Source organism: Pseudarthrobacter sp. PvP004, from assembly GCF_017876035.1.
GTDB lineage: Bacteria > Actinomycetota > Actinomycetes > Actinomycetales > Micrococcaceae > Arthrobacter > Arthrobacter aurescens_A.
On the sequence record NZ_JAGINL010000001.1, the window covers coordinates 3900293 to 3918744 of the forward strand.

At 62.7% G+C, this 18452-nt stretch carries 19 protein-coding genes; 9 read left to right on the top strand and 10 right to left on the bottom strand.

Going from position 1 to position 18452, the window contains the following annotated elements; genetic code table 11:
* Positions 1-42 precede the first annotated feature (42 nt).
* A complete protein-coding gene (locus J3A64_RS17685; protein WP_210065156.1) occupies positions 43-1005 on the top strand; it encodes a glycosyltransferase family 9 protein in 963 nt (320 codons plus the stop codon).
* 7 nt (positions 1006-1012) lie between these two features.
* Here the strand turns inward: J3A64_RS17685 and J3A64_RS17690 are convergent, their stop codons facing one another.
* Positions 1013-1789 carry a sigma-70 family RNA polymerase sigma factor gene (locus tag J3A64_RS17690; protein ID WP_210065157.1) on the bottom strand — a complete coding sequence of 259 codons (777 nt, stop codon included), beginning with the start codon at positions 1787-1789 and terminating at the stop codon, positions 1013-1015.
* A 141-nt stretch (positions 1790-1930) separates the two neighbouring features.
* Between J3A64_RS17690 and J3A64_RS17695 the strand changes: the two genes are divergently transcribed.
* Positions 1931-2671 carry a GAF and ANTAR domain-containing protein gene (locus J3A64_RS17695; protein WP_014920351.1) on the top strand — a complete coding sequence of 247 codons (741 nt, stop codon included), beginning with the start codon at positions 1931-1933 and terminating at the stop codon, positions 2669-2671.
* Positions 2672-2687: 16 nt separating this feature from the next.
* Here the strand turns inward: J3A64_RS17695 and J3A64_RS17700 are convergent, their stop codons facing one another.
* The 3 genes from J3A64_RS17700 to J3A64_RS17710 all read right to left on the bottom strand — a co-directional run bounded on the left by J3A64_RS17700 (position 2688) and on the right by J3A64_RS17710 (position 4900).
* Positions 2688-3083, bottom strand: coding sequence for a DUF1761 domain-containing protein (locus tag J3A64_RS17700; protein ID WP_011772884.1), 396 nt, complete (start codon positions 3081-3083; stop codon positions 2688-2690).
* 78 nt (positions 3084-3161) lie between these two features.
* A complete protein-coding gene (locus tag J3A64_RS17705; protein ID WP_014920350.1) occupies positions 3162-4016 on the bottom strand; it encodes a helix-turn-helix domain-containing protein in 855 nt (284 codons plus the stop codon).
* A gap of 38 nt (positions 4017-4054) precedes the next feature.
* Positions 4055-4900 carry an HAD family hydrolase gene (locus tag J3A64_RS17710; RefSeq protein WP_210065160.1) on the bottom strand — a complete coding sequence of 282 codons (846 nt, stop codon included), beginning with the start codon at positions 4898-4900 and terminating at the stop codon, positions 4055-4057.
* A gap of 142 nt (positions 4901-5042) precedes the next feature.
* Between J3A64_RS17710 and J3A64_RS17715 the strand changes: the two genes are divergently transcribed.
* Positions 5043-6146 carry a hypothetical protein gene (locus J3A64_RS17715; protein WP_286176382.1) on the top strand — a complete coding sequence of 368 codons (1104 nt, stop codon included), beginning with the start codon at positions 5043-5045 and terminating at the stop codon, positions 6144-6146.
* Positions 6147-6176: 30 nt separating this feature from the next.
* Here J3A64_RS17715 and serS read toward each other — a convergent pair whose 3' ends face one another.
* Positions 6177-7457, bottom strand: a complete 1281-nt coding sequence (serS, locus tag J3A64_RS17720) for a serine--tRNA ligase (RefSeq protein ID WP_210065161.1) — start codon at positions 7455-7457, stop codon at positions 6177-6179.
* 112 nt (positions 7458-7569) lie between these two features.
* Between serS and J3A64_RS17725 the strand changes: the two genes are divergently transcribed.
* Positions 7570-8631, top strand: coding sequence for a diacylglycerol kinase family protein (locus J3A64_RS17725; protein ID WP_011772879.1), 1062 nt, complete (start codon positions 7570-7572; stop codon positions 8629-8631).
* Here J3A64_RS17725 and J3A64_RS17730 read toward each other — a convergent pair.
* From J3A64_RS17730 to J3A64_RS17740, 3 genes are all read right to left on the bottom strand, one after another.
* Positions 8628-8858 carry a hypothetical protein gene (locus tag J3A64_RS17730; protein ID WP_043470919.1) on the bottom strand — a complete coding sequence of 77 codons (231 nt, stop codon included), beginning with the start codon at positions 8856-8858 and terminating at the stop codon, positions 8628-8630. The genes J3A64_RS17725 and J3A64_RS17730 overlap by 4 nt on opposite strands.
* A gap of 104 nt (positions 8859-8962) precedes the next feature.
* The gene (gene pheA, locus J3A64_RS17735) at positions 8963-9895 is read right to left on the bottom strand and encodes a prephenate dehydratase (RefSeq protein WP_011772878.1); all 933 of its coding nucleotides are present in this window, start codon (positions 9893-9895) and stop codon (positions 8963-8965) included.
* Between the two features lie 32 nt (positions 9896-9927).
* Positions 9928-10254, bottom strand: coding sequence for a rhodanese-like domain-containing protein (locus J3A64_RS17740; RefSeq protein ID WP_011772877.1), 327 nt, complete (start codon positions 10252-10254; stop codon positions 9928-9930).
* Between the two features lie 153 nt (positions 10255-10407).
* Between J3A64_RS17740 and J3A64_RS17745 the strand changes: the two genes are divergently transcribed.
* The 3 genes from J3A64_RS17745 to J3A64_RS17755 are packed head-to-tail and all read left to right on the top strand — an operon-like array spanning position 10408 to position 14134.
* A complete protein-coding gene (locus J3A64_RS17745) occupies positions 10408-11151 on the top strand; it encodes a peptidase E (RefSeq protein WP_210065163.1) in 744 nt (247 codons plus the stop codon).
* Positions 11144-12580 (top strand): amidase, encoded by a 1437-nt coding sequence (locus J3A64_RS17750; protein WP_210065165.1) that lies wholly within the window; start codon positions 11144-11146, stop codon positions 12578-12580. Before J3A64_RS17745 ends, J3A64_RS17750 begins: the two co-directional genes overlap by 8 nt.
* Positions 12581-12634: 54 nt before the next feature.
* Complete coding sequence (locus J3A64_RS17755; protein WP_210065167.1) at positions 12635-14134, top strand: peptide MFS transporter; 1500 nt, start codon at positions 12635-12637, stop codon at positions 14132-14134.
* An 84-nt stretch (positions 14135-14218) separates the two neighbouring features.
* Here J3A64_RS17755 and J3A64_RS17760 read toward each other — a convergent pair whose 3' ends face one another.
* Entirely contained in the window at positions 14219-14848 is a 630-nt protein-coding gene (locus J3A64_RS17760; RefSeq protein WP_014920342.1) for a DUF4190 domain-containing protein, read from the bottom strand.
* A gap of 192 nt (positions 14849-15040) precedes the next feature.
* Between J3A64_RS17760 and J3A64_RS17765 the strand changes: the two genes are divergently transcribed.
* Positions 15041-15796 carry an SDR family NAD(P)-dependent oxidoreductase gene (locus J3A64_RS17765; RefSeq protein WP_011772873.1) on the top strand — a complete coding sequence of 252 codons (756 nt, stop codon included), beginning with the start codon at positions 15041-15043 and terminating at the stop codon, positions 15794-15796.
* 196 nt (positions 15797-15992) lie between these two features.
* Complete coding sequence (gene pgm, locus J3A64_RS17770; RefSeq protein ID WP_238324454.1) at positions 15993-17654, top strand: phosphoglucomutase (alpha-D-glucose-1,6-bisphosphate-dependent); 1662 nt, start codon at positions 15993-15995, stop codon at positions 17652-17654.
* Positions 17655-17776: 122 nt separating this feature from the next.
* On the opposite strand, the gene J3A64_RS17775 is transcribed toward pgm, so the two are convergent.
* Complete coding sequence (locus tag J3A64_RS17775; protein WP_210065169.1) at positions 17777-18277, bottom strand: 2'-5' RNA ligase family protein; 501 nt, start codon at positions 18275-18277, stop codon at positions 17777-17779.
* Positions 18278-18452 lie beyond the last annotated feature (175 nt).

Genomic DNA, 18452 nt, shown 5'->3' on the forward strand with positions numbered 1-18452 from the left:
GTGAGAACTTTCGTGCGGCTAGACTCCTAGCGGGAGGCCACCATGGACACAGCCTTGGACAGTCAAGAGAACAACGATCAACCCCTGCTGCTTGCCCTGCGCGCCCTGAAACTGGGCGACTTGCTGGTTGCCGTTCCGGCGCTCCGGGGCTTGCGCCGGGCGTTCCCCGAGCACCGGATCCTATACGCCGCACCAGCCTGGATCGCAGAGGCTTTGCAGCTGGTGGGCGGCATTCACCACCTGCCAACACCCGGGCTCGACGACCCCCTCACCGTCCCGCGAGGAGCCGTGGACATTGCCGTGAACCTGCACGGAAACGGGGCCGAGAGCCGTATGCGGATTGAGGAACTGCAGGCCAACCGGGTGGTGGCGCACAGCTCGCCCGGGACTGACGGACCTGAGTGGACCACTGGAATCCCGGAACGCGAGCGCTGGACGCGTCTGCTCAACTGGCACGGCATCCATGCCGACCCCCTGGACTACCGGCTGAACCGTCCCGCCGTCCCCTCACCGCGTCCCCGAGCCACCGTTATTCATGTGGGCGCGGCTTACGGGAGCCGGCTGTGGCCGGTGGAACGGTTCGCGGACGGCGCCGTGGAACTCGCGGCAGCCGGACATGACGTGGTGCTCACGGGTGGCGTGTCGGAGCGCGGGCGCGCTGAAGAGACAGCCGCCTTGGCCAAGCGCAAAGGAGCAAACCTCGACGACGGTTTGCTGGCTGGGGAGCAAGGCCTCGCCGAGTTCGCGGCCACCATCGCCGAAGCCCGGTTGGTAGTCTCTGCGGACACAGGCGCGGCACATCTGGCCTCCGCCTACGAACGTCCGTCCGTAGTGCTGTTCGGTCCCGCGCCCGCTGAGGAATGGGGACCGCCTCCAGGGCCGCACGTGGTGCTCACCGCCGTCGAACTCCGCCGCGGTGATGTGTTCTCAACTGATCCTGATCCCGCGCTCCTGGCGGTAAGCGTCCGCGATGTTCTGGACGCCGTGGAGCGGCTGGGCTGCTAAGCGGTTCTCAGGGGGCTGTCCCGTCCAGCAGTTGAGCTTCTTCGTCCAGCAGCTGCGTTTGGAGTGAAACGAGGATTTTGGAGAGCTTCCGCGATACCTGCATTTGCGACATTCCCAGTGCCTCGGCAATGGTGGACTGCGTTTCTTCGCGGTAATAGCGGCGGTAGAGCAGATGCCGGTCCTCGGCGCTCAGACCACGGATAGCGTTGCGCAAAGCCAGCACATCCTCCAGCCGGTCTGTTGGGCAACCGAAAGCTGAAAGTGATCCTTGGAGACCGTCCCGCCCGTCGGATGCCGGAGCATCCAAAGAGTCCGGGCGCTTGCTGGTACCGGCCATGAGTGCTTCGCGCACCTGGCAGGGCTCCAGGTTTAGGTCTTCCGCCACTTCCTCCGGAGAGGGGGTGCGTTGCAGCGCTTGGGTCATTTCCTCCGTCCGTGCCAGCACCTGGCGGCGGACGTCTTGGATAGTGCGGGGTGGGCGCACCACCCAGCAATGGTCGCGAAGGTAGCGCTTGACCTCACCGGCGATGGTAGGTGCGGCGTAAGCGGGGAAACTGACCCCTTTTGCCTCGTCATAGCCGCGCGACGCCTTGATGAGGCCCATATACGCAACCTGCCGGACGTCGTCGAGGTCATGTGTATGGGCGGAATATCTGGCGGCAATGGACTTGGCCAGATTCAGATGATCCAAGACCAAACTGTCTTGGAAGCTCTGCCGGATGCTGCCTTCAGGAGCGCCTGCAGGGGGCGTGGTGCGGACGTCGAAAGGTCGGGTTTGACGCATGGGGCTTCAATCCTTTGACCGAATGAGAGGGTGAGCCCACGGCAAGACTCCTTAAAAAGAGAAGCACACTTACTATTAGCTTTCAACGGGTGCCCCGGGTTAGTCTCGAAAGGTAGCCATATCCACGGATCGGAGATCCACATGGAAGACCCCCAACTTGCAGAGCCGAGTACGGTGCTGTCAGATATTCAGGACTTGCTGCTCAGCACGCCTGACGTCGAGGCATTCCTCGAAGAGTTGGCCCGGCACTCATCGGAGATGTTCACCAGCCCAGACCACGAGGTCTACTGCGGCATCACGCTGATGCGTCACCGCAATGCCGGCACTGTGGCCAGCAGCAGCGAACGCGCAAAGCAACTGGATGAGGTGCAATACGCGTTCGCCGACGGTCCCTGTCTCCATGCTTGCCGCGAGGGCACGCAGGTCCACATTCCCGATTTTGAAAAAGACAACACGTGGCCTGACTACAACGAGGCCATCACCGACCACGGCCTTCGCTCTGTCTTGGCGGTTCCCTTCCCACTTCCGGACGACACCTCCCGGGCAGGCCTGAACTTGTATTCCGACCGCCCCAACGCCTTTGACCAAGCAGCTGTTCAACGCGCAAACGACTACGTTCAACAGGCTTCCAAGGGTCTTCAGTTGGCCGTTTTGATTGCCCAGCACAGCCAAACCGCCGCCAACCTGAAGGCGGCCATGGAGTCGCGGACCGTGATCGACATCGCCACAGGAATCATCATCGCGCAAAACCGCTGCACCCAGGAGGACGCGATGGAACTCATCAAGAAGGCCTCCAGCAACCGGAACGTCAAGCTGCGGGTGGTGGCGCAGGCCATTGTTGAGTCTGCCGGCGGCGGACCGATCCAAACCGTCTTCAAATAGCTGTGTGTTGCGGGCGTCAGCCCTGCATCGCACCGATGATTGCGCCCATAGCCGTGAAGGTGACCACGTTGTAACTGCCGTTGATCGCGAACAGCGTCAAGCTGCGGCGCTCGAACAGGTAGTTCACTCCAAGTGCAGTCGCCACCCACCCCAGGCCGGCGGCAAGACCCGCAAACGACCCGAACGCGAAGCCACCACGGCCAATGAAAGCCGCCAGAAACACGGCCATCACCACAGCAAGAACAAACGAACCCACAAACACACGCGCCGTTCCGGACTTCAACTGCTCATCACTCACACCCGCTGCCTTTTGCCAAGGTTTGGCGAAGAGCACCGAATACCACAGCCCACCCACCACAAAAGTGGCTAGAGCAGCCAACAGAACTGCGAGCCAATTGATCTGAATATCCATCGAAGTCCTCCAGGGTGGGCCGTTCCTGAATGGACAGTACGTCAGAGCCGGGTCGTGGTCTTGTAAAAACCCCGCAGGCTAACCGGTCACTTGCTCCAGCGGGACAAACGTGGCGTATTCCGCTCCGTAGCTCTGCACCACCTGCAGGTACTCCGTCGGCGTGAACCCGCTGAAGCGCCTGAAGGAACGGATCAGGTGCGGTTGGTCGTAGTAATCGGCCAAGTGCAGCAGGTCCCTGCCCGGCACTGCGCCCTTGGGGAGCGCTGCAGCCTGGTTCACGATCCTGTTGAAGCGGCAAACATCCGAATAAGCTTTGGCCGTAGTTCCACAATCACGCATGACGATGCGCTCCAGCGTGGATGTGCTGATACCTAGCTCGGCCGCCAGCACGCCAATTTCGACGTCCTCCCGGGCGAGGATTTCGGCTGCCTTCACCACTCTGGGATCTGCTCGGTAACCGGGCCTAAGCAGGTGTTGGAGGAAGGTGCTCAGGGCCGTGAACGCCTGCTCAGGTTCCGCGCGGGTGAGGGGCGACCGCAGTTCCGAGAAGCCCGGGAAGATGCTTTCGGCGTCCACTACGCGGTTCTGAAAACCCGACGGCGGCTGGCTGGTGAACGCTGCCAGGCCATAGGGAGTCAGGCGGGCACCCACGTTGAAGAGCTGGTCCGGGTTTTCGCTGATCAAATAGCTGCGCTGCAGTCCAGCATAGAAACCTGTGGAGACTTCAGTGGCCTTGGGCTGCTCAGTGCTCCCGGCCGGACTGCTTTCGCTTGGGCTTATAAGGCGGTAGGGGTCCGACAAATTCAGGATCAGGTGCGCCTCCGGCCCGGGAAGAATCTTCTCGTACCGGGCCTGAGGCTGCGCGCGAACAAACCACAGCCGGGTGACGAACGGCTGCAGAATTGGTGGCGCCGGGCACTCTTCGTAGAACACAGGCCCAGTCTAGGCAGCCCCGCTCTGCCGCGTGGCAGTTACAGCACGCTGAGCAGAACCTGCGCCGCGCCGTCGTCGAGCACTGACGCGGTGACCTCATCCGCAACTGCGATCACTTCATCAGGCGCCTGACCCATAGCAACGCCTCGGCCAGCCCAAGTGAGCATCTCGATGTCGTTGCGACCGTCACCCACTGCCACCGTGTTGGCCAGGTCCGTGCCGAGCTTGTGGCGCAAGGCCTCCAACGCACTTGCCTTGGTGACGCCCTCGGCTGCGATGTCCAGCCATGCGGTCCAACCCACCGAGTAGGTCACACCGGAAAGTCCGATGTGCCTGATGGCCTCGTTGAACTCGTCCGAAGTGTTCTCGCTGCTGAAGACCACTACGCGGACTGCCGTGGAATCCAACATGGTCTGGAAGTCCACGCCGATGGACTCCACACCAAAACTGGCGTCCTGAAAGCGTTCGGTGGACAGGAAGTTTCCGTCCTCATCCTCCAAGGCGTACTTTGCGTTGGGCAGCCGTTCGCGCAGGGCCTTCAGAGCCGGGGCGGGATCGAAGGTTGCCTTGTGGATGATCTCGTAGCCCTTTTCCAAGGAGGGATCCAGACGAAGTGTCACACCACCGTTACAGCACACGGCGTAGCCCCGCTCGAGGCCTATCTGCTGGATGATGGGAAGCGTCGCGTTGAGGGAGCGGCCCGTGGCGATCATGACGTCGTGGCCGCTGGCCACCACCGCCTGCGCAGCGGAGCGAACAGCCGGGGACATGTGGCCGTCATGGTCCACGAGTGTGCCATCGACGTCCAAGGCGATCATGAGCTTGTTGTTGTTATTCGGCTGGTCATCGATGCCAGCAACTGGAGTATCAGTCAAAATAGTCATGCTTACAGTAGAACAGACACCTCCGACACTGAACTAGGACCGGCGCCACAGCTACGCGTTAACTGATGGTGAATAGTGCCCCCGTTTCACCCTCTTCGGGACAATTCACCCCCGGGGACGATGGTGATTTGTCCGCGGAGGGATGAATAAGTTGGTTGCCTTCCACATAGCCGACTTTCCTCGGAGTCGTGACCTCCCCTTGGGGCAACAGTGGTTTATGGACTATGGGAACGAATTCATCGTAGCTGCCCGCTACGCGCTGGAAACCGGCGCGTCACGGCAGCTCAGCCGCCGATACGAAAACGGCGAACTCGTGAGGGTACGCAGGGGAATCTACACGGACAAACAGCATTGGCTCGCGCTCAAACCGTGGGAACGCTACAGGGCGACTGCGCGGGCTGTGGCCGCGGAGAACCCATCCGTGGATTTCTGTTATGAAACCGCGGCACTCTTCTGGGGACTCCAAATAGTTGGCGTGCCCTCACACATCCACCTTGCCAACGCGTCGCGCGGGCATGCTGGCGCCCGAAGCCCGAGCACCATCGCGGCCGCCCTGAAGCCGTCAGGAACCAACGGACTGGAGAGGATCCGTGCATACGGAATCTACCGGCACCACTACAACACCGTGACCGTCTTCCACCGTGGATTGCAGCTCACCAACTTGGTGCAAACGGCAGTGGATGTCATATCCAGAGGTTCATTCAGCCACGGCGTCGTCCTGGCCGATCACGTCATCAGCGCGTCCCGGTTCAAGAAGCTCTTTACCAGCAAAGAAGCGCTGGAAAAGGCCGCCGGGAACCTGTCTTCCGAGGCCAAAAGACAACGGGTGAGCCACATTCTTGAGTTTGCCAATCAGAATTCCGGATCCGCAGGCGAGTCACTGAGTCGCGCGCAGATGCTCTTGCCGGGTTTTCCTCCCCCGGAATTGCAGATCGAGTTTTACGATACCGAGGGCTTCATAGGCCGCACGGACTTCTTTTGGCGGGAACAGGGAATTATCGGGGAGTTCGATGGTGATGCGAAGTACCTGCGGGACGAATATCTGGGCGGTCAAAGTGCCCGGGAAGCTGTCCTGGCCGAGAAGAAGCGAGAGGACCGGCTGCGCGCCCTCGGGTTCACAATAGTGCGCTGGGACTGGGCCACAGCCAAGGACCCGGCCAAGCTCTACGCGAAGCTCCTCGCGAAGGGACTGGCTCCAACAAGAAACACCCACCTACGGACAATTCACCCGCGCGCTCGAGGGTGAATTGTCCGTAGGTGGGTGTCGGCCGAAAAACTAAAGAACCGGCAGAACCTCAAGCCCGCCAAGGTACTTCTGCAGTGCTTTGGGAACGTTGACGGAGCCGTCCGGGTTCTGGTGGTGCTCGAGGATGGCAACGATCCAGCGCGTGGTGGCCAGGGTGCCGTTCAGCGTGGCAACGGCGCGGGTTCCCTTGGCAACTCCTTCGTCGTTGATCACGCGTTCGCGGATGTTGAGGCGGCGTGCCTGGAACGTGGTGCAGTTGGACGTAGAGGTGAGCTCACGGTAGGCGTTCTGCGTGGGAACCCAAGCTTCACAGTCGAACTTGCGGGCTGCGGACATTCCCAGGTCACCGGCGGCGGTGTCGATCACCCGGTAAGGAAGCTCGCACTTGGCAAGCATCTCCTCTTCCCAGGCCAGCAGGCGCTCGTGCTCGGCCGCTGCTTCCTCAACGGTGGTGTAGATGAACATCTCCACCTTGTTGAACTGGTGCACGCGGATGATGCCTCGGGTGTCCTTGCCGTGCGAACCGGCCTCACGGCGGTAGCAGGAGCTCTGGCCGGCGTAGCGGATGGGGCCCGCGGAAAGGTCCAGGATCTCATCTGCGTGGTAGCCGGCGAGGGCCACCTCCGAGGTTCCCACAAGGTAAAGGTCGTCTTCAGCGAGACGGTAGATCTCGGCGTCGTGCTTTACATCAAAACCGGTGCCCTGCATGGTCTCGGGACGCACCAAAGTGGGGGTGATCATGGGGACGAAGCCAGCGTCGATGGCCTGCTCCATGGCCATCTGCAGCAGCGCCATTTCCAACCGGGCACCGACGCCACGGAGGAAGTAGAAGCGTGAACCGGAGACCTTGGCACCGCGTTCCATGTCGATCGCGCCGATCAGCTCACCGATTTCAAGGTGATCCTTCGGCTCGAAGTCCGTGAACTCACGCGGCGTACCCACGGTCTTGACCACAACGTAGTCATCCTCGCCGCCCTCGGGGACACCGTCCACCACCAGGTTGGGGATGACGCGGAGCAGCTCTTCCTGCTTGGCCTGTGCAGCAGCGGCTTCAGCAGAAGCGGCCTTGACCGAGTTGGCGAGTTCCTTGACCTCGGCCAGCAGGGCCTGCTTTTCCTCGCCCTTGGCCTGTGCCACCTTCTTGCCGAAGGCGTTCTGCTCGGCGCGGAGGGTTTCATGCCGGATCAGGGCAGCGCGGCGATCGGAGTCAGCGGAGATGATCGCGTCCACAACGGACTCGTCGGCACCACGGGCGCGCTGGCTGGCACGGAACTTGTCCGGATTTTCGCTGAGGTCTTTTACGTCGATCACCAGACAAGAGTATCGAATCGGCCGCGACTTCCCGGAGCCAGGCCCTCCACGAGTCTGGCGTCCCACCAATCGGGGAAATTCAGTAGTGCCCAGGACGATAGTGTTGGAGCACATGAGCGACTGGATCCTGTACCTGATTCTCGCTGGGGGCGTGGCGTTTGCCGTCTCCAGTTGGTGGGGTGTGCGCCGATTGAAAGCCCGCCACATCAGGAGCGCGGTTCGCGAGGACGCCCACAAGCCGGGCCCCGGGGATCAGCGGGTTGCTGTGATCCTGAATCCGGTGAAAAACAACGCGGAAGTAGCCCGCCAGGCCATTATTGACGCCTGCGATCTTGCCGGTTGGGACGCGCCCAAGTTTTTTGAAACCACCGTGGACGATCCCGGCTATGGCCAGTCGCGCCAAGCGCTGGCCTACGGAGCCGACGTCGTCCTTGCGTGCGGCGGCGACGGTACAGTGCGGGTCGTGGCTGAGTGCTTGGCGCACAAGAACGTGGCCATGGGCCTCATCCCGTTGGGCACCGGAAACCTGCTGGCGCGCAACGTTGACCTGGATGTCACGGACATCGCGGACTGCATTCAGGTTGCGTTGTTCGGCCACCAGCGTTTCATTGACACCGCCACCATGGGCATCGACAACGACATCACCGGGGAGTCTGCCGAGCACACGTTCCTGGTTATCGCGGGCATGGGCTTGGACGCCGAGGTTGTTGGCGACACCAGGGACAACCTCAAGAAGAGCGTCGGCTGGCTGGCTTACACCGAGGCCGGCGTCCGTCACCTTCCTGGTCGCCGCAAACGCGTCACCATCACCATGGATGACCAGCCCGAGCAGACACGGAAGATACGCAGCGTGCTGTTCGCCAACTGTGGATTGATTCCAGGCGGGATCGACTTCATCCCGCAGGCCATGATCGACGACGGCATGTTGGACATTGTGGTGATGAGCCCGCGCAGCGCCTTCGGCTGGCTCGCCATGTACACAAAAGTCCTGTTCAAGCACAACGCCAACTTGCCGATGATGAGTTTCTACCGCTCCGGTAAAGTCACCATCCGCAGTCAGGAACCGATGGCTACCCAGCTCGACGGCGACCCGTCGGGTGAGGCGACGACGGTCACCGTCCAGGTGGCGCCAGGGTCATTGTTGGTGCGCGTACCGAAGGCCAAGACCGCCTAGACAGCGCCTTTTTCAGGTTGAGCCGCTTTACTCTCGGCTTCTTCGGCCGCGGCCTTGGCGGCAGCCCGAGCCTCGGACTGCTCCTTGATCATGGCTTGTTCTTCTTCAAAACGCAGGCGATCCGCACGATCAGCATCGTCGCCGTCCCAGTCATCTTTGTTTTCACTTGAAGGCTTGGGATTGACGATCATGCCCTGGCCGTCTTTGTCATCGCTGTGGACCGTCATGACCGCTCCCTTCATTTGGCATTCATCCATCGTTTATGGATCAGGCAAGCATACGCACAGAAGCATCCTTGCGAAAGGGTCGCCGTTCTGCCTGTGGACAGCGCCTATGAGCCCTTAAGAATTGAATCCACCCATGCGTGAGCCGAGGCGAAAGCAGCGTCCGATGTGTGCGGGGCAACCACGGCCGGCTGCTTGTCCGCTCGGGCGTAGGAGCCCAGGAACCGGGTTGCCGGACTGATCCGGTGGAGGCCGGCAAGGGCGTCGGCCACCCGCGAATCGGTGGCGTGTCCGTCGGCGTCGATGCTGAAGAAGTAGTGGCCCAGGTACTGTCCAGTGGGGCGAGATTCGATGCGGCTGAGGTTCACTCCGCGGGAGGCGAACTGGTCCAGTATTTCCATGAGCGCACCGGGGTGATCCTCCGGCAGGGGCACCACCACGGTGGTCTTGTCTGCCCCGGTTCGCTCGGGCAGGGCACCGGGTCGACTCACCAGGATGAACCGCGTGACCGCGTCGGGGTTGTCTCCGATGTCCTCGGCCAGAACGTTCAGGCCCGGTTGTTCGGCAGCAATCAACGGGGCACAGATGGCGGCCTCATAGGGAGCGTCGTCCTCCAGCAGGCCCATGGCGGACGCCGCCGTCGACGATCCCGGAACGTAATCGGCGTTCGGAAGGTGCTCATCCACCCACAAACGGCATTGCGCCCACGCATGGCCGTGCGTCGAGATCCGCTTGATGTCTGAAAGCTCGACGCCGGGCCTCGCCACGAGCACGAAGGTGATGGGGACAAGGGCCTCACGGATGATCCGGAGCTCTTGGCCTGTGGCGATCGCGTCCAGGGTGGCAGTGACCCCGCCCTCCACCGAGTTCTCGATGGGGACCATGGCCGCATCCGCCTCGCCGGCACGGACCCGCTCCAGCGCTGTGTTGACGTTGGTGCAGGGGATGCGTGTGGCGTCGGCAGCACCCGGCACCTGCATGAGCGCAGCCTCGGTGAAGGTGCCTTGGGGGCCGAGGAACGTGTAGGTGACTGCGGACATCCGAAATATTCCTTGCTGGTTATATACGCGGGTTACAAGACAACCGGTTTGAGCCCGTTGTCTGACACCATCGGCTTTCCGGCCTCAAACCACATGTCCATGCCGCCGGCAACATTGACGGCAGAGTAGCCTTGGCCCACCAGCCATTGCACCGCCCGGAAGGAGCGGCCTCCGGTCCGGCAGATGACGAACAGGTCGTCGTCAGGATCGAGTTCTTCCAAGCGCGCGGGCAGTTGGTCCATGGGAATGTGGCGTGCACCTTCGGCGTGCCCGGCCACCCACTCGTAATCTTCGCGGACGTCCAGAATGCTGGCGTCGGCCGGAATGTCGCCCACAGGCACGGTATCGAAGTCGCTCATGGCGGTCCCTTCCCATCGATTAAGTCCAGCATCCAGCCTAGTCCCCGAGGCGTGACACCGTAACTTCACGGAAAGCCCGCCCTTGCTTCCCGACGCCCGGACGTTAAGACTGGGACGGAAGCCATCCACCCTCGGCCCGTTAGGAGTACCCCCATGGCTACTGGGCAGCCGACCATTCTGGCAACGTCCGGTGGATACAAGCCCGGCGAACGCACCAGGATCGAGTTCAACCACCTGATGCATTACGCCGTGGAGTTGTCCGGCGTCTCCGGCCGTGCGCCGCGGGTGACACACATCGGTACGGCGTCGGGTGATCAGCGCTGGTGGGCGGCTGAAATGGATCAGGCAGCACGCATTGCGGGGTTCGACTTCAGCCACCTCAGCCTCTTCACGATGCCCAACATCGAGGACCCGGAAGCGCACCTTCTGGAGCAGGACGTGGTGTGGGTGAACGGTGGGTCGGTGGTGAACCTCCTGGCAGTTTGGCGGGCACACGGACTGGACGGAATTTTGCGGAAGGCCTGGGAAAGAGGAGTGGTGCTGGCCGGCGTCTCGGCCGGGTCCATCTGTTGGTACCAAAGCGGCGTCACCGATTCCTTTGGTCCGGAACTCAAGCCTGTCACCAACGCGCTCGGGTTCCTCCCCTATGGCAACGGCGTCCACTACGACTCCGAACCACGTCGGGCACCCGCCATCCACAGGTTGGTGGCCAACGGAACGCTCGGTGAGACGCACTGCACGGACGACGGCGTGGGGCTGGTTTACCGGGGCACGGAACTCGCGGAAGTGGTGTCCGAAGTGAAGAACAAGGCCGCCTTCCGGGTGACTGCAGGCGCCGGGGAGAGTGTGGACGCTGTCGCGGTTGAGGAACGGTTGGAGTCGCGTTTCCTTGGTTGATCTCTCATCGCAGGACCTTTCACGACTCACAGCTGTAGAGCTCCGCGATGCCTTGGCTTCGGGGGAACTCTCAGCGCGGGAGGCAGCATCGCACTTCCTGTCGGCCATCGAAACCCGGAACAGGCAACTGGGCGCCTTTGTCGCAGTGACTGCCGAGCAAGCCGTCACCGACGCCAAGGCCGCGGACAAGCTGCACGCGAAGCTGATCCGGGAGGGCCGCCCCGAAAAGCTGCCCCTGCTTCACGGCATGCCCATCGCCTTCAAGGACCTCACCGATGTGGCCGGCGTGCCCACCACGCACGGCAGCGCAGCCCTCGAGCATAAGCCTGCGCCGGAGGACGGTGCCCTTGCAGCAGCCCTGAAGGATCAAGGCGTAATCTCGCTGGGTAAGACGCAGGTTCCAGAGTTCGGACTGACCGCCTACAGCGAAAACCGCGTGGCGCCGCCGTCGCGCAATCCGCATTCCCTGGCGCGAAGCTCCGGTGGATCCTCGGGCGGTAGCGCCGCGGCGGTGGCCGCGGGACTTGTTCCGTTTGCTCCGGGGACCGACGGCGGCGGCTCCATCCGTATTCCTGCCGGCGCTTGCGGTCTGGTGGGGCTGAAGCCGGGACGCGGGTTGGTGCCATCCGGGGCCAGCGCGGGAGATGCCGCCAAGTTGGTGGTTGCGGGACCGCTCGCAAGAACGGCGGCGGATGCGGCGTTGCTGATGGACGCACTGGTACCCCAGCATCAAGCGCCCGACGGCGGTTACCTCGCCAACGTGGGGCGGGCGCCGGAACCCCTGAGGATCGGGGTAAGCCTGGACAGCCCCTGGGCCGGCGTGTATCCGTTCGAGGTGGAGCCGGAAGCGATGGACGCTCTGGAACGTGGGGCCGAGTTGCTCGAGAAGACCGGTCACAGCCTCACTGAAGCGGAAATCCGCTACGACAACCGCTATCCGGAAGCGTTCACAACGGCCTGGACTGCCGGCGTCGGGAGTGCCCGGATAGCACCTCAGCGCGAGGCGTTGCTGACCCCGTTGACACGGACGTTCCGGCGTCGGGCGCAACAGCGGAGCGCTGTGAAGGTCAACGAGGCATTGGGTTTCCTGCGGCAGTTCGAGCACGACACGGTCACCCAATACTCCGAATGGGACGTGATCCTCATGCCGACGTTGGCGCAGACACCGCGTCCCATCGGCTGGTTTACCGGCGGCGGACACAGCGGCGAACCGTGGCCGAGCGAGTGGGCCGGCGACGCGGATGAGGACTACAAAAGGCAATGCGAGTACGCGCCCTGGTCCTCCATGGTGAACGTGTGCGGGCTTCCGGCGATCAGCATCCCGGTGCACACCACTGCCGCAGGGTTGCCCATGGGGATTCAGGTCATCGGCCGGATGGGATCTGAACTGCTGCTTCTCCAGCTGGCAGCCGCCCTCGAGACCCCCTGAGACTCGTGTCTAACATATGGAAAGTGGTTGCCCCGGGCATTCATCGATGTGACAATGCCCGCAGTCAGTGCCAGCATTGAGAAAATGAGCACACCTCAAACCACGGCTGAGTCCGCAAAGCCAGCGGGCGATACGTCATTCTTCGGCCACCCAAAGATGTTGGCCAGCCTCTTCTCCGTGGAAATGTGGGAGCGATTCTCCTTCTACGGCATGCAGGGAATTCTGCTCTACTACATGTACTTCACCGCCGAGCAGGGCGGCCTTTCCATTGACCAGGGGCTCGCTGCTGGTTTGGTGGGTGCGTACGGTGGTGGCGTTTACCTGTCGACGATCCTCGGCGCCTGGCTCGCCGACCGTCTCTTCGGCTCCGAAAAGGTCTTGTTCGGTTCTGCGATCATGATCATGGCAGGCCACATCGCACTGGCGCTCCTGCCGGGCATCCCTGGCTTGATCGCGGGCTTGGTGCTGGTGGGCATCGGCTCGGGTGGCCTGAAAGCCAACGCCACCGCCCTGGTGGGCACCCTGTACGGCGAGAAGGATGAGCGCCGCGACGCCGGCTTCTCCATCTTCTACATGGGCATCAACATCGGCGGGCTGATCGGCCCACTGGTGACCGGATGGCTGCAGACCAGCTACGGCTTCCACATTGGCTTCGGCGCCGCCGCCGTGGGTATGGCGATCGGCCTGGTCATCTACTCCCTGGGCCGCAAGAAGCTCCCGGAGGAAGCACACCGCGTACCCAATCCGCTGCCGACGAAGGACCGCACCAAGTACGGCCTGATTTTCCTGGGCATCCTGATTGTCATCGGCGCGCTGCTCGGCACAGGGATTGTCAACGCCAACAACCTGGCCCGGAGCATGGCCTACGCGGCCATCGGTGCCGCCGTGATCTACCTTTTCCTGATCTTCCGCAGCCCGTTGGTCACCGGTGTGGAGCGCAAGCGCGTTGTGGCCTTCATACCCTTGTTCATCGCATCGGCCGGATTCTGGGCACTGTTCCAGCAGCAGTTCACCTTCATCGCCGTGTACTCGCAGGAGAAGCTGGACCGCAACCTGTTCGGCTGGGAAATGCCGGCCGCGTGGGTCCAGTCCATCAACCCGGTGTTCATCATCATCTTCGCCGGCGTCATGGCTGCACTCTGGACCAAGCTGGGCTCCAAGCAGCCCAGTTCGCCGCTGAAGTTCTCCGCTGGCCTGTTCATCATGGGCCTGGCGTTCCTTGCGTTCATCCCGCTGGCCGGCGACGGCAAGACCCCGCTGCTGGCACTGGTGGGCATCCTGTTCATGTTCACCTTGGCGGAACTGTTCCTCTCCCCCATCGGCTTGTCAGTGAGCACCAAGCTCGCACCCAAGGCGTTCCACACGCAGATGGTGGCGCTGTTCTTCCTGTCCGTCTCGCTCGGCACCACACTGGCCGGCATCCTCGCAGGCCTCTACAACCCCGAGGACGAGCTCCCGTACTTCCTGGGGATCGGCGGCGTGGCAGTGGTCCTGGCTGTTGGCCTGGCTGCGGCATCGCCCGCGATCAAGAAACTGATGGGTGGCGTTCGCTAGACTTCCCGGCTGACGGCACAACGACGGCGACCCTTGCGTTCGGTGGGATTCCCACCTGACGCAAGGGTCGCCGTCGTATGCGGTTTAGAACCTGTTGTTATAGCTGCTGCTTGACGCGCCGATGGCGATGAAGAAAATGATGCCAAAAATCACCGTCAGGGCCACACCGAGGTAACCCATCACCAGGCCGGCAATTGCCATGCCCTTGCCCGCGGGCTCGCGCTTCAGCGCGAGGTGACCCAGGATCACGGCTGCGATCTGCGGGAGGATGAAGAATCCGAAGCCAACGTAGACGGCGATGCCGCAGCACATGCTGGCGATGCTCAGGCCCTTGGGCTCGGCCTGCATGGCGTAGTAGGCGGGCTGGCCATACGGCGACTGCGGCTGACCGTAAGGCTGCTGGTTGAAGGCCTGCTGCTGGTAGGGGCTCGGCGGCTGACCGTACGGTGACGGGGGCTGCTGACTGTAGTCGCCCGGTGCGTACGCGCCGGCGGGCTGCTGTGGCTGAGCGTACGGATTCTGCCCGTGCGCGCTCTGCTCGTAGGGCGGGAGCGGCTGGGTAGCGTTGGCGCCCTGCTCCGGCGCGTACTCGGCGGGCGTGCCCTGATTGTGCGTGGTGGACTCGGGAGCGCTGAACTGTGCCGGCGGAACATACTGCGGCGGTTCGTAGCCGGACGGCTTGTCCTCGTTGCCCCTGGCTGGCTGGTCTGACATAGAAATCCCCCTGGATTGGTCTTTGAACCCAACACTACCGCCGCCGGGGGCACCGCATAAGTAGGGCCCGTTGCTGTGACTGGATTCATGCAAATGCATGGAATATGCCGGGAAGGGACCCGGTTGGCATTAATAGCGACGTAAGCAGCGCTAACTACGAAATCTGCGGGTCAACCCCGCGAAGGAGGAATCATGGGTAACTTCGAAGGCAAGACCGCGCTCGTCACTGGCGGCGGCTCGGGACTCGGAGAAGCGATCAGCAAGGACCTCGCGAAGAACGGCGTCAACGTTGTTGTTGTGGACGTCAATCTCGACGCCGCCACACGCGTGGCTGACCAGATCACGGCCGACGGCGGCACAGCAGTTGCCTTCCAAGGCAACACCGCCGTGGCCGAGGACAGCAAGAAAGCCGTGGACTTCGCAATCGAGACCTATGGTGCCCTCAACTACGCCGTCAACAACGCCGGAATCGGCGGAGCCAGCGCCCCGGTCGGCGAAGTAGACATCGAAGACTGGGACAGGGTCATTGCCATCAACCTGAGCGGTGTCCTGTACGGCATGCGCTACCAGGTCCCGGCGATCCTGGCCGCCGGCGCCTCCGAGGGCGCCATCGTCAACATGGCCTCAATCCACGGCGCCGTCGCTGCACCCGGCAACGCCGCGTACACCGCAGCCAAGCACGGCGTGGTGGGCCTGACCAAGAACGCTGCCGCTGAATACGGCGCACAGGGTCTTCGCGTCAACGCCATCGGCCCCGGCTACATCGATACTCCCTTGCTGGCCGCCGCACCGAAGGAAGTCATCAGCGGGCTCGAAGCAAAGCACCCGCTGGGTCGGTTGGGCAAGGCCGAGGAGATCGCGAACGTCACCACGTTCCTCCTCTCCGACAAGGCCAGTTTCATGACCGGTTCGTATGTACTCGTCGATGGCGGATACACCGCCGTCTAACCCTCGGCAGCTCTTTGGACGACGTCGCTCCGCCCTGGTTCAAGACCGGGCGGAGCGTTGTTTTGCTAGCAGCCGCTCTTGAACGAGGGGTTAATCTTTAGCCTTTTGCGATCGCTATCCTGCCATTCGGCGTCACAGGGGCCGCATCACGGACATTTCGTTCCGGCTTGCGCCGCGGTCTGGCATGCTGGACCCCATGGCTAGCCGAGCGGGCACAGTTGCCCTTCCCCAGGACCTTGTTGACATCACAGCCCTGCTGGACGCGTATTTCGACGTCACTCCGGATTTGGGCGACCCTGCGCAGCGCGTGGCGTTTGGAACGTCGGGACACCGCGGATCCAGTTTGAAGGCGTCCTTCAACGAGCCGCACATCCTCGCAATCACGCAGGCAATCGTTGAATATCGCGGCCGCCAGGGCATCACCGGGCCGTTGTTCATCGGCCGCGACACCCATGCCCTGAGCGAGCCGGCACAGAACTCCGCGTTGGAGGTACTGGCCGCCAATGGTGTGACCGTCCTGGTGGACGCCCGCCACGGCTATACCCCGACGCCTGCACTGAGCCACGCGATCCTCAAGTACAACCGCGAAGCTGCGCCAGGCACTCCCCAGGCTGACGGCATCGTGGTCACCCCCAGCCATAACCCGCCAGGCGATGGAGGCTTCAAGTACAACCCTCCGCACGGCGGCCCGGCCGACACCGACGCCACCGGCTGGATCGCCGATCGCGCCAACCAGCTGCTTGAGAACGGCCTGCGCGGCGTCAAGCGCATGCCCCTGAACGACGCCTTGGCCGCTGACACCACCGGCAAGTTCGACTTCCTCAGCAGCTATGTTGACGACCTCCCTTCCGTGCTGAACCTTGACGCCATCCGGAACGCCGGCGTCCGCATCGGAGCAGATCCCATGGGCGGCGCCTCCGTGGACTACTGGGGCGAAATCGGCGAACGCCACCAACTAAACCTCACGGTGGTCAACCCCACCGTTGATCCGCAGTGGGCGTTCATGACCCTCGACTGGGACGAGAAGATCCGCATGGATTGCTCGTCGCCGTCGGCCATGGCGTCACTGATCAAGCGGATGGCCGCAGGTGCCGATGGCACCGCCGCTTACGACGTCGCCACCGGTAACGATGCCGACGCCGACCGCCACGGCATTGTCACCCCCGATGGCGGGCTCATGAACCCGAACCACTACCTCGCTGTCGCCATTGACTACCTGTACCGGAACCGCAGTGGCTGGAATCCGGAATCCGTGGTGGGCAAGACGCTGGTTTCGTCCTCGATCATCGACCGCGTTGCTGCCGGACTTGGGCGCAAACTGGTTGAGGTTCCTGTTGGCTTCAAGTGGTTCGTTCCCGGCCTGCTGTCCGGCGAGGGTGCGTTCGGTGGCGAAGAGTCTGCCGGCGCATCCTTCAACAAGCTCGACGGCAGTGTGTGGACCACGGACAAGGACGGCATCCTGCTGGCACTGCTGGCGTCCGAGATCACGGCCGTCACGGGGTCCTCTCCTTCACAGCTCTACAAGGGCCTGACCGACCAGTTCGGTTCCCCCGTTTACGCACGCATCGACGCCGCCGCTACCCGTGAGCAGAAGTCCAAGCTGGGCAAACTCTCCGCTGCCGATGTCACCGCCACTTCCCTTGCCGGCGAAGAGATCACTGCGAAGCTCACTGAGGCTCCCGGCAACGGCGCTCCGATCGGCGGCTTGAAGGTTGTCACCGAGAATGCCTGGTTCGCAGCCCGCCCTTCCGGCACCGAGGACGTCTACAAGATCTACGCCGAGTCCTTCAAGGGCGCGGACCACTTGGCGCAGGTGCAGAAAGAAGCCAAGGCACTGGTAGACGGCGTTATCGCGTAGTGCTTGTGGGTGACCTTCGTGCCGCGATGGCTTCGGCCGTTGGCGACGCACATATTCGCTAAGGGCCCTGAGACGGGCTGAGGACGCTTGGATATGGGTGTCTTCAGCCCGTTGCCGTGTCTTCAGCCGGTTTCGGTGTCCTGAGTCCAGAGCCTGAGGATGCGCCGGATGGTGTGGTCGCCTTCGGGAGCCATGTCCACCAGGGCTACTTGGTCAAGCACGACGGCGTCTCCGGACTTTGGTCTCTTGCCGTCGTGGTGCGAGATGTGCGGCCGGTAGCGGTCCATCACATAGTTCGGCGTAGCTATCCTCCCGCCGATGCTGTTCACGGCGTCCACGATCTCTTCATGCAACCCCTGAAGCAGCGGGTTGTGCTCGATCAGGCTCACCGGGATGGACCCCATATGCCCAAAGCCCGCCTCTTCGCCCACTCTCAGCCGGGTACCAAGCGCACCCTTGACCGGCGCTTCGGCCTGGTCCGCAAGGACATCGGCGACGTCGGCACTCACGTTCGCGCCGACGTCGAACCTTAACAGCGTGATGTGGAGCGGCCAGTCGCTGCGCGGAAAGACCAGCCCCGGCGAGACGGGCTCCGTGAACGCCACCCAGATGAGGTTCCGCATAGGCAATAGTTTGCCACCAGCACCCATCCCTCTCTCACATCCCAGCCCTTAAAGGCCGACGCTCTCTCACATCCCGCGCCTATAACCGAATCCCTCTCTCACCTACCGGTCATGATTGGCCCCAAAGCCCGAGGGATGTGAGAGAGCGATGGCCCAAAGCCCGAGGGATGTGAGA

Bases quoted from the DNA above. Each gene is read 5' to 3' on its own strand.
- J3A64_RS17685 (WP_210065156.1), top strand. From the start codon at position 43: ATGGACACAGCCTTGGACAGTCAAGAGAACAACGATCAACCCCTGCTG.
- J3A64_RS17690 (WP_210065157.1), bottom strand. From the start codon at position 1,789: ATGCGTCAAACCCGACCTTTCGACGTCCGCACCACGCCCCCTGCAGGC.
- J3A64_RS17695 (WP_014920351.1), top strand. From the start codon at position 1,931: ATGGAAGACCCCCAACTTGCAGAGCCGAGTACGGTGCTGTCAGATATT.
- J3A64_RS17700 (WP_011772884.1), bottom strand. From the start codon at position 3,083: ATGGATATTCAGATCAATTGGCTCGCAGTTCTGTTGGCTGCTCTAGCC.
- J3A64_RS17710 (WP_210065160.1), bottom strand. From the start codon at position 4,900: ATGACTATTTTGACTGATACTCCAGTTGCTGGCATCGATGACCAGCCG.
- J3A64_RS17715 (WP_286176382.1), top strand. From the start codon at position 5,043: ATGAATAAGTTGGTTGCCTTCCACATAGCCGACTTTCCTCGGAGTCGT.
- J3A64_RS17725 (WP_011772879.1), top strand. From the start codon at position 7,570: ATGAGCGACTGGATCCTGTACCTGATTCTCGCTGGGGGCGTGGCGTTT.
- J3A64_RS17730 (WP_043470919.1), bottom strand. From the start codon at position 8,858: ATGACGGTCCACAGCGATGACAAAGACGGCCAGGGCATGATCGTCAAT.
- pheA (WP_011772878.1), bottom strand. From the start codon at position 9,895: ATGTCCGCAGTCACCTACACGTTCCTCGGCCCCCAAGGCACCTTCACC.
- J3A64_RS17740 (WP_011772877.1), bottom strand. From the start codon at position 10,254: ATGAGCGACTTCGATACCGTGCCTGTGGGCGACATTCCGGCCGACGCC.
- J3A64_RS17745 (WP_210065163.1), top strand. From the start codon at position 10,408: ATGGCTACTGGGCAGCCGACCATTCTGGCAACGTCCGGTGGATACAAG.
- J3A64_RS17755 (WP_210065167.1), top strand. From the start codon at position 12,635: ATGCCCGCAGTCAGTGCCAGCATTGAGAAAATGAGCACACCTCAAACC.
- J3A64_RS17760 (WP_014920342.1), bottom strand. From the start codon at position 14,848: ATGTCAGACCAGCCAGCCAGGGGCAACGAGGACAAGCCGTCCGGCTAC.
- J3A64_RS17765 (WP_011772873.1), top strand. From the start codon at position 15,041: ATGGGTAACTTCGAAGGCAAGACCGCGCTCGTCACTGGCGGCGGCTCG.
- pgm (WP_238324454.1), top strand. From the start codon at position 15,993: ATGGCTAGCCGAGCGGGCACAGTTGCCCTTCCCCAGGACCTTGTTGAC.
- J3A64_RS17775 (WP_210065169.1), bottom strand. From the start codon at position 18,277: ATGCGGAACCTCATCTGGGTGGCGTTCACGGAGCCCGTCTCGCCGGGG.